Below are 12,247 nucleotides of genomic sequence, written 5' to 3' on the forward strand. Positions count from 1 at the left end.
GAGCCGGTGCCCAATGACCCGGATCGCGAATTCTTCAGACAATTGAAGGATGCCTTATAGCGCTTTGTTCGGGTAATCACTGACGAGACGGCCATTGGCCTGAACCGCATGGCCATATCAGAGTTGATCGTTGATCTGGATCGCTCCCGACAAATCCACTTGGACTCTGAAACACATGACTATCCGGTCACAAGACTGATCGGAGACGCTATGGAAGCGGGCGTGATCCGCAGAACCGATCCGGCTTTTGCGACAAGTCAGCTCCTCGTTCTCATCAGTGTCTTTCAGGGCGAAAGCCCCACGCCGAAGAGCGTAATGGACGAATGCATCGCGATGTTCCTGACACACTACGAACCCGACAGATGAGCCAAACGGTGGATCGCACATTGCTGAAACAACACGCGATCTTGCAGGCCGAAACATCAGTTAGTTCATATACTTGTCGAAGAACTCGATCATCGTTTCGGGATGCTCACCGAAGAAGTTGTAGCCGATGAAACGCCGGGTATCGCCTTCTTTGATCCAGTGCAGTTTCTTGTCGTCAACCGGGATCAGATCATAGGTCGTTTGCACGTCATCGGGGATAGTCCAGACGTCATCCCTATTCTGCACGATATAAGTTGGCATGGTAACGTTCTTGGCGTGAAGATGTGGGGTCATCTCGTTGAGCGTCACGCCTCTGATCCTTTCAATTTCTTCACCCAGAACATCGTGGAACGCTCCCAGCCCCATGGCGTCTAATGAAACCTTAGACATGATATTGATTGATGCTGGCTGCGCGCAAATAAACGCTTTCACGTCTTCAAAATAGTCGGGGCGTTCTGTCATGGCGTGCATCGCGGCATTTCCACCGGCACAGGGATTGAACAGACCAATTTTCATGTCTTTCAGTTTGCCCCGAGATTTGACGTAGTCGAAGGCCGCCAGAACATCCTTGTACTCATCAGCGAAGCCCTGACCCCAAGCATTGTCCGCAACACCGTCGCTTTCGCCGTGATTGCGCAAGTCATAAGCCAGGACGTTGTAACCCGCGTCGTGCAAGGCTTTGTGCACCCTTCCAAATTTCACCTCGATATTCTGGAAATCACTCCAAGGTTTCATGTGGCCGGGGAAACCGTAGCGGTTCAAGGTCGCGGGGTGATTGCAAATGATGAGCTTGTCAGAACCTTCTGCCGGAATGAACCAAGCCGCAAGTTTGACGCCATCTTCCGCGTGGAATGTGACGTTTTCGAATTCGAGCCCATAGTCCTTTGGAGTTTCCAGGATAGGAGCGCGTCCACCATCGATTGACACTAGGCAGCGCGCCACGGCCTTGAGGGTTGCGCGTTGGTCTTCGTTTGGTTGAACGGTCATGCCATTTCTCCTGATTTTGACGTGTTTCATGGTGCGGGTCCGACATGCTGGTCCCGTAAAAATGGGGGTTAAGTTCTGCGTTGACAGTTTGGCGCAGGCTAGCTTCGGCTTGGCACCTTGTCCGGGCTGTTCGGCAATCTGGCGCGCCACTCAGCTGGGGTCTGACGCTCCCATTTTTGGAAGGCGCGGTAGAACGATCCCTGGTCTTCGCACCCAAGCAAATATGCGATCTCATTGATATCGAAGTCCGGCTCGGCCAGATACTCTTGCGCCAGCTGATGTCGAGTGTCCGACAGCAGTGATTTGAAGCTGTGTCCTTCGCCTTTGAGATGCCGCTGCAAGGATCGTTCACTGACCGCCATTTCACGCGCGATGCTGCGCAATTCCGGGCGCCCTGCAGTCAGCGCACGGCGAAGGTGCCAGAGCACCTGATCGGTTAATGATGTCGTGTTTTCGGCCTTGTTCAAATCAGCCTCAAGCGCGGCATCCAGCATCACCAAAAGCTCGCTGTTATAGCTGGTGAAGGGAATATCCAAATCGGCTTTGTCAAAGACAAGGCGAGCTTGTGGCGCATTCCATGTGATCGGGCAATCGTACCAGTTTTCAAGCCTATCGCTTGGGCTACGTCGCAGCTCGATTACCTTGGGTTTGATCTTCAGCCCAGTGCCAGCACGCACCATGTTCACAAGAAATGTAAAGGTGGCGTCCGTTAGCGCGTCGGGTTCTGTCTGCTTGGCGTATGTCCAGGCGGTAGACACGACACAGCTTTCACCTTCTACGGCCACTTGGAATTCTTCCGGTGCGCAAAGCGCCTTGAACCGCGCAACACGGTGCAGAGCTTCGCCAACGTTCTTGGCGTGAAAAGCGACTAAAAAGGACGGGGGCAACGTCGGCCCATGCATGGCCTGCGTCAAGGCCAGCCCAATATCTTCGCCGCCCAAAGTCTGAAGCGCCTCCCATATTGCAAAGAGCTGCTTGGTACTCATACGCGCCTCTGACGAAAACGCACTCGGTGGTAGCCTGGCCTCACGCAGCAGAGCTGCGCGATTAATCGACAGGCTTCCGAGAGCCTTCCAGAAAGTGTCTGGCGTCTTTATCCGATCAGGCGTTGGCATTTATCTGTCCCTTGGCATCTGAATAGAACATAGCCAATTCTGCCAAGATAGCTTATGGCAACACCCGCCATATATATCGCGGGACGCGCCAATCCTCCGACTGCTATGAGACCTCAGTCGCTGCCATTTGCGGCTACCGCCAATCACCGCGCATTCGAACTCAGAGAACACATCGGGATAAAAGCCCATTACCTGTTCCCGTTGGCCACGACTGATCAGCGCGCCGAACGAGTTTCCAGTTTCAAGTCAGGCCGAAAATTTCCGCCGGAAATCCTTGGGTGTCATCCCCGTTGCCTGATGGAATTTTCGACCAAAAGAGGAATGATCCGCGTACCCCGTGTCAAACGCAACTTGCTGGATCTGCTTTGTCGAATGGATCAGCAAGTCTTTGGCCTTCTCGATCCTGACGGCCTGAACATAGGCGATCGGCGTCATTCCGGTCACAGATACAAAGCGACGGATGAAAGTGCGTTCTGCCAGACCCGCCTGCAGGGCAAGATCATCCACCGACAAACGCAACGCATAGTTGCTTTCGATGGCCAGCTGCGCTTTTCGGATCGCGGCATCCTGATGCGATAGGTCTGGTGTAAAACTGCGATAGCGCCGTTGATCCATCCGTCCAACATCAACGACAAACCGGCGCGAGGTTTCGATCATCGCGTCACGGCCAACAAACCGCTCAATCAACGCCATGGACAAATCCACCCATGCCATCATACCCCCCGCAGTCGTCAGGTCAGAGTGTTCGATCAGGATCTGGTCCACGTCCGTAGCGGCTTCGGGGTATCGCTCGGACATGAGTGTTTCCAATCCCCAATGGGTTGTCACTGGCCGATTGCCTAATACACCCGCCTCTGCCAACCAGACCAATCCCACGCACACCGAACACACAAGCGCTCCGCGTGTGTGTTCTTGTTTCAGGAGTTTTGGAATGTCGGGTTGGGCCGATACGTCAACCTCTTGTCCCGCCGGCGGCAAGATATAGGCGTCATATCCGGGAGCTACTGTGTCGATAATGGTCACGCTCAGGGGACGATGCCCATCAAGAGCTCCGGCAAAACTCAACATCTCTTCAATGCCGTGAACGGCTGAGGTCAAAGCGCCCCGGTATCTGACAACCGCAATACGTGATTGATCGGTCATAATGGCAGTTTGTGCATAGTTTTTGTCTTCTCTGCCAATAGCAGAAAAACTTGAGAGTAGCAAATTGGGATCCAGAAACGTGAAAGGATCAGCAGATGAAAACTCCAGAGCTTACTCGCCGCACATTTTCAACCGCCCTGCTTGGGACTGCCGCTGCTGCCGGTTTACCCAAGCCTGTTTTTGCGGCTGAGATCGCCACGCTGAACGTTGGTACAAAGACGGTTTCGATGCTATCGGATGGTTATTTTGAAATCCCGCCCGCCTTCTTTCAGGGTGCAGACGACGCGGCCACGGCAGCCGCAGGGGATCCCATCGAAATTGGAGCAACGATCTGGTTGGTGCGCGACGGTGCGCGCACCGTTCTAGTCGACACGGGATCGGGCGCGGCACTTTCCGAGATGTTTCCAACCGTCGGCAAGCTGGACGCATTGCTTGCTGCGGAAGAGATCGAGAAGGACGCGATCACCGATATCATTCTAACCCACATGCATGCCGATCACATCGGCGGGCTGATGGGGCCGGACGCGGGCGGGTTCCGAAACGCAACCATTCATGTCGCGGAAGCCGAATGGGCGTTTTGGACTAACCCGGACTTGCCAGCCGCTGCTCCTGATGCGGACAAGCCGATGATTGATTTGCTGCAATCCATTGCGGCCCCATTGGCAGGTCGAGTTAAATCCTATGAGGGCAAAGCGGATCTGGGCGGTGGCATCACTTTGGTTCCACTCCATGGTCACACCCCGGGGCACACCGGAGTGCGCATCATGGCCGAGAATGGCACTGAGCTGCTGATTGTTGGTGACGCCATCATCTCAGAAGTACTTCAGTTCGCGAACCCATCGGTACGTTATGCGCTGGATTCCGACCCAGAAAAGGCCGTCGCAACCCGGACAAAGCTGCTTGGCCAACTGGCCGACAATCAGACGGTCTTCTCGGCCACCCATCTGAGCTACCCCGGAACCGGGCGCGTGACGCGCAGTGGTGACGGGTTTACCTTTATCCCTCTGGCATGAAGTTAATGAAACGGGTGAAAGTGCAGCGCTGCTCTTTCACCCATGCGATTTCGCCTATCGCTTCAGGCCCGCACCATATGCCCACCGTCTACGTCGAGTACGGCACCGGTCAGATAGCCATTGGTCATTGCCATGATGACGGTCTGTGCGATGTCTTCGGCCTGACCAACACGACCAACGGGCAAGCTGCCACCGACTTCGGTATACATGGCGTCCCGTGCTTCCTGAGGCATTTTTTCGTAGGCCTCTGTGGCGACCATGCCGGGACTGATGCAGTTAACCCGCGCGCGTCCGGCAAGTTCAAGCGCCAGTCCTTTGGGCAGCGCTTCGACCGCCGCATTCACGGCCCCAAGACCTGACGCCCCGGCGGATGGGCGACGGCTGAGGACACCAGAGAAGAAGGTGATCGAACCGCCTTCGACCAGTGACGGCAGCACTTCTCGTGCGGTGACATACGGGCCCGTAAACTTGGCTTCAAACATGCCACGCAATTCATTGGTTGGCAGTTCGATGAAGGCACCATGCACTGCACTGGAGGCCGAGATCACCAAGTGATCCACCGTGCCAAGTTCAGCGGCCCAAGCTTTCACACCGGCCTCGTCGGTCGTGTCCACAGGCGCCACTTTGGCGCCTCCCCCGATCTCGGTCGCGGCGGCGTTCAGCTTGTCCACGTTGCGGCTGGAGATAGTGACGTATGCCCCAAGCGCCGCGGCCAGTTTTGCGGTAGCTTTGCCCATGCCGCTGCTGCCGCCAACGATGACAACATGTTTGCCCTTAAGGGCGGTGTCGAAAACTGTATTCATTTCAGTCATTCCTAAGATCAGTCGATGTGATTGGATCAATCGATGCTCAGTACAAGCTTTCCGGTGGTCTCGCCTGCTTCAAGACGTCGATGCACTTCTGCAGCCTCTGCAACTGGTAGAGGCGTGATATGCGGACGCAGAACGCCTTGTTTCAACATGTCAAACACATTCGCCATGTCAGAGTTGAAGGCATTGGGGCGATTGGTGAAATAGGTGTAAATATCGCTTACACGTACCGCGACGGATTTCTGAAAATGCTTCGCCAAATCGTCGGCAAAGCTGCCTGCGGGCGAGCCGGCAAGGAACCCGAACAGCACCGCCGTTCCCAGCGGGGCCAGCGCGTCGAGGTCGAATTTCAGGGTTTCCCCAGAGATCGGGTTCAGCGTCAGGTCAACGCCGCGCCCACCGGTGAGTTCCATTACCCGTGCGGCAACTTCCTCTTTGCGGTAATCGATCACGTAGTCCGCACCTTGCTCTTGCGCATAGTTGGTCTTGTCTGTGCTGACCGAGGCGATCACTGTCAGGCCCAGGTGTTTCGCGATCTGCAGAGCCATGGTGCCAACGCCGCCAGCGGCGGCATGAACCAGCACCGTATTTCCGGCTGAGGCACCGCCGAGATTGACCAGCATGTGATAGGCGGTCATCGCGTTCACCGGGATCGATGCAGCGGTTTCGAAGCTGACTTCATCGGCCAGCCGAACCACGTAAGGAGAGCTGATCACAGAATGCGTACCATAGCCGCCTGCGCCAACCGGACCCATCCAAGCCACGCGGTCACCCACGGTGATTCCAGCAACACCATCGCCTATGACTTCGACAATCCCGGCGCCTTCAACACCCGGAACAAGAGGCAGATCGGGCATCATTCCTTCGGGCATTTCGCCCCGACGGATGATCGTATCGATAAAGTTCACGGCCCCGGCGCGGTTGCGGATCACGACTTCACCCTCGCCCGGCGCAGGCACCGCGAGATCAGTTTCGCGCAAGACCTCTGGCCCGCCGGTCTGAGTGATTTCGATTGCATATGACATGGTGTTCTCCTTTTGTTGAGGAGAAGATAGAGAAAGCGGCGTACAGGGATAATAATTGAAAGTAGAACTATTAATCCCATAAAAAGGATAATGATCTACAATGACCTAGCCCTATTCACCGCCGTCGCTAATCACCTCAGCTTCTCCGCCGCTGCCGAGCAACTGGCCATCCCGCTTAGCCGGGTCAGCCGCCGTATTGCGGAGCTTGAGGATCATCTTGGTGCAAAACTGTTTGAACGCACGACCCGACAGGTGCGCCTGACCGAAGAGGGTCGCCGGCTTCTGGATCGGTGTCAGAATCCGATCGAGGCGCTTCAAGAGGTGGCGGGTTTTGCCGATGACACGCGGCGGCATATGATCCGCATCACTGCCCCACCCCTTGCCGCCCGCAAGACCGTCGGCCCACGCTTGCTGGATTTTGCTGAGCAACACCCAGATGTGGAATTTGAACTGACAACGACAAACCTGTTTCTCGATTTCTTTCGCGACAACATCGACCTTGCTTTCAGGGTTGGGCCGCTCTCGGATTCCAACCTAATCGCCAAGAAACTTTGGTCGATTGATTATTGTTTCTGCGCCGGGGCGAAGTTCGTCGAAGATCGTGATTTGCGTGAGCCATTGTCGCGTGAAGAGTTACTGACCCTTCCTGCATTGGCGGCAGGACAGTCATGGGTGCTTGAAACCGGTGAGACACTGCAACCGGGACAGATTGTGCATAGCTTCGGTGATCTTGATGTTATCGAGCAGGCGGTTCGTCGCAATCTGGGTATCGCGATGCTGCCGCTAGATATGGTCGGGGGGGACATTCAGCCCTTGCACGTCGAGAATACCATCCCCCTGACCAGAGACATGTTTGCGGTTTATCCCAGCCGCCGCCTGTTGCCGTTACGAGTCAGAAGGTTGATCGACCACATGGCGACCGGCTGAGGCTACCAGTCGATGGGCTTCCCGTCGCGAAAGAAGCCTCCTGTGGGGCCTGCATCGGTCAGGGTTGCGGCCCAAACGACCCCTTCGGCACCTTCGGACACCGGGCGACCACCGCCACCCATGTCTGTCGCCACCCAGCCGGGGCAAACGGCGTTGACGAGGATACGCTGCGGCTTCAATTCCGCTGCCGTCTTCAAGGTCAGCGCATTCAACGCCGCTTTCGAGATACCGTAACCCGGTGTCCCTGAGGACATTCCATGAATAGCCCCGGCCCCGGAAGACACGTTCACGATCCGGGCGCTGTCTCCCCGCTTCAAGAGCGGCACCGCAGCAATGGTTGTGGCCCAAGGACCAAAGAGGTTGGTCTCAAATGCGCGCTGGACGCGGGCAAGATCGGCGGTATGCGCCCGCTGATCGGTGTCATAATCCACACCAGCATTGTTCACGAGGATGTCGAGGTGACCATGTTCCGCTTCGAGCTTGGCGAATGAGACCGCGACCGAAGTGGGATCGGACACGTCCAGCTGAATGGCTTCTGAGTCCAGTCCGATCTGATGTGCAACGGCTTCTCCCTTTGCCAGATCGCGTGAACCGATCAGAACTTTCACTCCGTGATCATGGGCCAGCTGCCGGGCAACCTCTTTCCCAATCCCGCGATTGGCGCCGGTTACAAGAGCAATACGTGGCTTGGTCATTGTGAACCCTTTCACTTTTCGGAAGCGGCGCGTTCTCCAGCCTGCCCCACAATAGCGCGGTCACCGGTCTCCCACAGAGGTGTCATGGTCATGGATGTAACAAGCCAACGGTCATCCGATTTCACAAGATCATAGCTGTACCGCCCTCCCAGCACCCAGAACCCGTCCTCAATCCGGTGGGTGGCGGTAAAGTCGGCCTCTGCCTTGGCGCTGGTATCGGTCAGTTCGGCGATCGTGTGATTGGTCACCATGTGGTGCGTGATTTCAAAGCCGGGCAGGAAGGCGGCCCAACCGGCGATCAGTTCATCGGCGGGCTGAGTAACGGGATCGCCGCCCCACAGTCCGGTGTAGTCGATGGTGACGGTGTCGGCAAAGGCGCCGCGCACGCGGGTCCAATCGTGACGGTCGGCCCCGGCGGCGATGTCGGTGATTGCCTTGCTGATGCCTTGGGCGGTGTCGGCGGGGATCATGTCGGCCATGGCAGTGCCTCCAATCAGGGTTGCGGCCGCGAGAGTTGCAATAAATCCACGGGTCATTTCAGTGTCCTTTCATCGGTTGGCGGAGTTGCTTCACTCATTGGCCAAGCGCTCGGGCACAGGTGCCAGTTGGTATTGTGACCAGAAAAAGGTGTTGGCAGCGTCCTGATCAGCACTGAGATTGGTTGCCTCGACGATCTTGCCATTCTCGATCCGGTAGACCAGCGCCCAGATCGTATCGACATTCGGCTTGCCTTCGGCATTGGACCAGCCCCGGTGGATATCAACCACATGGGTTTCATCGGCACCGAAATAGATCGGATCAGCCTGAAATCCGGCCACGCCGAGCTGGGCAAAAAAGGCCAGAACCTCGTCTCGGCCATTCTTGGTACCGCTCAGAGGGTGGCGGCCCGGAATGTGCCATTTCACATTTTCGTCCATGACAGCACTGATCCCGTCGAGGTCATTGGCGCCATAAGCAGCGAAGAAATCCTGGACGACTTTCATGTTGTCTTCGGGTGTTTCGGCCATCGCGGTGCCTCCGATCAGGGATGCGGTTGCAAGGGTTGCGAGAATTTTGCGAGTCATTGGCTTTCCTACGGAATGAGGAAGTGCCGGGCAGCATCGCCCGGCATCTACCGGTTCTGTTCAGCCTTCAAGGCCAATGCGGAAATGGTCGGCCACTGTGTCGGCGGCGCGGGTCACATCCTCGGGATTGTCGTAGAAGTCGAACTGGGTCACGTCTTCCAACCACCGAGCGGTGGCCTCGCCAGCAAAGCCTGCCAGGAAGGTTTGCACGCCTTGCGGGATGGCGGCGCTTTCCGAGTGCACGATAGCCAGCGGCTTGTCCAAGCGCTGTGGGTTATCGGCAGGATGATAGGTCAGCCAGCCTTCCCAGCCCGCGTTGTTCCACTTGTCGTCATATTCCGGGATCGCGCCACGGTCGGCTTCGTAGTAGTAGCCACCGATCGGCATCAGAACGCCCTCAGCGCCTTCGGGCCCCGCAGCGGGGATGATTTCGCCACCCTTGGCTTCGGCGGCATGCGAAACTTCGATTAGGCCCGCAACGCCTTCTTCACCGCCATAAACGGCCTCAACAATCTCTTTGTTGTGCAACCAAGGGGCTACCAGACCAAGGCGATCCACCAGCGGGTTGCCTGCCACAGCGTCGACCATATAGCCAGCAGAGGCACAGATCCCCAAGCCGTTGACGTGGCCGGCGTCGACCTCGGGTAGGGTTGCGACAAACTCAAATGCAGCCTTGATATCCGAAGTTTTGGCCTCGGGGCTTTCTACGAAACGCACGTTGTTCGGCAGATCGCCGGATTTGCCCCAGCCGCGGAAATCGAAGGTGAAGGCGGCAAAACCACGTTCGGCCATTTCACGGGCATAGTTTGCAGGCATCTGTTCCTGAACCGAGGTCCAGGCACCGGTCACAACGACAGTTGGCAGCGGCGCGTCACCACGTTCTTCCGGCAAGTAGAGCGTACCCGAAAGAATGGCGCCTTCGTTTTCGAAGGTCACGGTCCGGGTTTCGACCTGAGCGATGGCAGCAGTGGAGGCCATAAGCCCGGCGGCAGCAGTCAGAGCAAGAGTTTTCACGACTGTATCTCCGTTGATTTGTTTGGGCTCAAGCCCGATGACCAAAGAGATACGGCGCACTCGCCTAGATTAATTGCACCTGACTGCCGGGTTTTTGAATGATCCTGCTTCAGACAGGTTTTGACGCCCGATACGCCCGAGGGGTCTGCCCTACGACCTGCTTGAAGCTGCGTGTGAAATGCGCTTGATCCGCAAAGCCACACGCCAGAGCGATGTCACCAAGCGGACGCTCTGCGTCGTCCATCATCTTGATGGCCTGCTCGATCCGATAGGCCATGACATATTGCATGGGTGTAGATCCAAGCGTTTCCTTGAACACACGGGCAAAATGGGACTGGCTCATCCCGACCTCTGCGGCCAGTTGATCCACCGTGATCGTCCGATCCAAACGGTTCTGCACATAGGAGAGAACGCGCTGGTAATGCCCTGATGTGAATCGCGCCGAAAGTTCGATCTCGTCAGCGCGGCGTTTCCCGTATTTCTGTAAAAGCTTGACCAGAAACACACGGCTCATCGCTTCGAACATCACGGCCGAAGACATATCGTCTGCCTCAAGCGCGTCCCGCAGGATAACCCCGGCAGCACAAAGGTCGGGGTCGGAAAACTGCGGAAGGTTCCGAAACTGCTGGGGATCCAGCAACATGCCAAGCTCGGATTGCGCAAACTGCTCCACCTTAGCGGGGTCCAGTGTGATCACGATCACGTCCGACTTTTCATGCCACCGCCAGCCGGATCGCATCCCAGCCGGCGTGACAACAATCTCGTCCATCTGGAACGTGAAATCGCGCAGTTCACCATCCCGCCAATTTTGCACGCGATGCGCCTTGGGATTAAGGTTTAGAAGCACGTGATGCTCTTCAAACACCTCTTCCGGCATCTGATCCGGTTCGGCCTGAAAATATCGCACTGACATAAGCCCCGCTGCTGACGGACGCGCCATCGCATCGCTGCTGAGCAGCGGTTCCGAGGGGTAAATGTCGGTGTATCTTAGGGGCAACCTATGAATCCTGAAGCGAAGCTGATCAATCCTCGATGATCCCAGTCAATTGTGCCGACGCAGCGTTTCTGAGGGCTTTTCTCCAAAGAAGTTGCGGTACTCTGCTGCAAATCTACCCGCATGCGTAAATCCGTGATCCTGCGCCAGAGAAGTTACACTAGCTTCGCCAGGCCCGCATTCAATCAGCTGTCGACGCACCTCGCCAAGGCGCAGCGCACACGAATATCGTGCCGGGCTAACACCGGGCCACTGCCGGAACGCGCGAAATAGCGTCCTTCGACTGACACCCATATTCCATGCCAATTCGTCAATGTTCTCGATCTCTTGTACGTCGGGCCCCGATAAATAGGTTCGCGCTTGATCAACGAGGGCCAGAACCGGCGCGTTGAAAGGATCCCTCCTTGCATCTGCGTCGACGAATAACTGCCTGCCAAAGGCCATCTCTAACCACTCAACAAGTACGTAGTCGACGCCACGCGTATTTGGAATCTTTCGGTCCCTGATCGCATAGCAAAGAGATTGCAGTTTTTTGAACGCAGAAGGCTTCGGCTTGAGGTATCTGGGTATTTTTGCAGCCCAGCCACGCAGCTCCGCAAATTTTTCGTCTACTCTCACAATAAGCCCGCGCATGCTTTTGGGAGTAACAAATTCATAGCGAAACGGGTCGGCGGGCTGCCAAACGATGGCTTCATCTTTGTCGATTGATCTTCCAAGTAGCTTTGGGGCGCTCTCTCCATCCGTAACGAAGCCGAAACTATAATACGGAGCGCTGTGCACGTCGCCGACGTGTAGCGCAGCGTCGCAACGCGGAAACTCGAATGCCACCCTTCCAAGGTCGATCACATAAAGCTTGTAGTTCAGAGGACCGCTGGAGAGCTGAAGAACTTCAAGTTCCCATTCATCATCCGACGGCATTTCTTCGACCTGATAGGCAGTTAGGCCATACCTGCTTGAACGAGCATTTTCATTCATTTGAGCATTGGAAGCAGTGGTCCTTTCTAAGTCAACTTTAAAAATGGCACTATTCGGATATCGCAATATGTTACAGTTGCTAGCGTCAAATAGTTGAGAACCAACGTTTAGGAGACTTTG

Annotated in this window: 13 protein-coding genes and 1 pseudogene; 3 read left to right on the top strand and 11 right to left on the bottom strand. The window is 56.1% G+C overall.

The window, feature by feature from the left end; genetic code table 11:
• Positions 1-72: 72 nt before the first annotated feature.
• Positions 73-366, top strand: a pseudogene (locus ACR0D6_RS03930) (TetR/AcrR family transcriptional regulator C-terminal domain-containing protein); the annotation flags it as partial.
• A gap of 60 nt (positions 367-426) precedes the next feature.
• Here the strand turns inward: ACR0D6_RS03930 and ACR0D6_RS03935 are convergent.
• The 3 genes from ACR0D6_RS03935 to ACR0D6_RS03945 form a co-directional block, all read right to left on the bottom strand.
• Positions 427-1,353, bottom strand: coding sequence for an alpha/beta hydrolase family protein (locus ACR0D6_RS03935; RefSeq protein WP_480764527.1), 927 nt, complete (start codon positions 1,351-1,353; stop codon positions 427-429).
• 98 nt (positions 1,354-1,451) lie between these two features.
• Positions 1,452-2,468: an AraC family transcriptional regulator gene (locus ACR0D6_RS03940; protein ID WP_480764528.1), complete on the bottom strand. Its 1,017-nt coding sequence runs from the start codon at positions 2,466-2,468 to the stop codon at positions 1,452-1,454.
• Between the two features lie 246 nt (positions 2,469-2,714).
• Positions 2,715-3,611, bottom strand: coding sequence for a GlxA family transcriptional regulator (locus tag ACR0D6_RS03945; RefSeq protein ID WP_480764529.1), 897 nt, complete (start codon positions 3,609-3,611; stop codon positions 2,715-2,717).
• 95 nt (positions 3,612-3,706) lie between these two features.
• On the opposite strand from ACR0D6_RS03945, the gene ACR0D6_RS03950 reads away from it, so the two are divergent.
• Positions 3,707-4,624 (top strand): MBL fold metallo-hydrolase, encoded by a 918-nt coding sequence (locus tag ACR0D6_RS03950; protein WP_480764530.1) that lies wholly within the window; start codon positions 3,707-3,709, stop codon positions 4,622-4,624.
• Between the two features lie 62 nt (positions 4,625-4,686).
• Here ACR0D6_RS03950 and ACR0D6_RS03955 read toward each other — a convergent pair whose 3' ends face one another.
• Both ACR0D6_RS03955 and ACR0D6_RS03960 read right to left on the bottom strand, forming a co-directional pair.
• Positions 4,687-5,427, bottom strand: a complete 741-nt coding sequence (locus tag ACR0D6_RS03955) for an SDR family oxidoreductase (protein WP_480764531.1) — start codon at positions 5,425-5,427, stop codon at positions 4,687-4,689.
• Positions 5,428-5,462: 35 nt separating this feature from the next.
• A complete protein-coding gene (locus ACR0D6_RS03960) occupies positions 5,463-6,458 on the bottom strand; it encodes a quinone oxidoreductase family protein (RefSeq protein ID WP_480764532.1) in 996 nt (331 codons plus the stop codon).
• 90 nt (positions 6,459-6,548) lie between these two features.
• Here ACR0D6_RS03960 and ACR0D6_RS03965 point away from each other — a divergent pair, with 90 nt between their 5' ends.
• Complete coding sequence (locus tag ACR0D6_RS03965) at positions 6,549-7,385, top strand: LysR family transcriptional regulator (RefSeq protein ID WP_480764533.1); 837 nt, start codon at positions 6,549-6,551, stop codon at positions 7,383-7,385.
• Positions 7,386-7,387: 2 nt separating this feature from the next.
• On the opposite strand, the gene ACR0D6_RS03970 is transcribed toward ACR0D6_RS03965, so the two are convergent.
• The 6 genes from ACR0D6_RS03970 to ACR0D6_RS03995 all read right to left on the bottom strand — a co-directional run bounded on the left by ACR0D6_RS03970 (position 7,388) and on the right by ACR0D6_RS03995 (position 12,127).
• Positions 7,388-8,080 (bottom strand): SDR family oxidoreductase, encoded by a 693-nt coding sequence (locus ACR0D6_RS03970; protein WP_480764534.1) that lies wholly within the window; start codon positions 8,078-8,080, stop codon positions 7,388-7,390.
• Positions 8,081-8,091: 11 nt separating this feature from the next.
• The gene (locus ACR0D6_RS03975; RefSeq protein WP_480764535.1) at positions 8,092-8,616 is read right to left on the bottom strand and encodes a nuclear transport factor 2 family protein; all 525 of its coding nucleotides are present in this window, start codon (positions 8,614-8,616) and stop codon (positions 8,092-8,094) included.
• 33 nt (positions 8,617-8,649) lie between these two features.
• Positions 8,650-9,144 carry a nuclear transport factor 2 family protein gene (locus ACR0D6_RS03980; RefSeq protein ID WP_480764536.1) on the bottom strand — a complete coding sequence of 165 codons (495 nt, stop codon included), beginning with the start codon at positions 9,142-9,144 and terminating at the stop codon, positions 8,650-8,652.
• Positions 9,145-9,204: 60 nt separating this feature from the next.
• Positions 9,205-10,158 (bottom strand): alpha/beta hydrolase, encoded by a 954-nt coding sequence (locus tag ACR0D6_RS03985; protein WP_480448599.1) that lies wholly within the window; start codon positions 10,156-10,158, stop codon positions 9,205-9,207.
• Between the two features lie 109 nt (positions 10,159-10,267).
• Positions 10,268-11,155, bottom strand: a complete 888-nt coding sequence (locus ACR0D6_RS03990) for an AraC family transcriptional regulator (protein WP_480764537.1) — start codon at positions 11,153-11,155, stop codon at positions 10,268-10,270.
• A 45-nt stretch (positions 11,156-11,200) separates the two neighbouring features.
• The gene (locus ACR0D6_RS03995; RefSeq protein WP_480764538.1) at positions 11,201-12,127 is read right to left on the bottom strand and encodes a helix-turn-helix domain-containing protein; all 927 of its coding nucleotides are present in this window, start codon (positions 12,125-12,127) and stop codon (positions 11,201-11,203) included.
• Positions 12,128-12,247: the final 120 nt, after the last annotated feature.

The sequence above is a fragment of the Ruegeria sp. BJ6 genome (assembly GCF_056537885.1).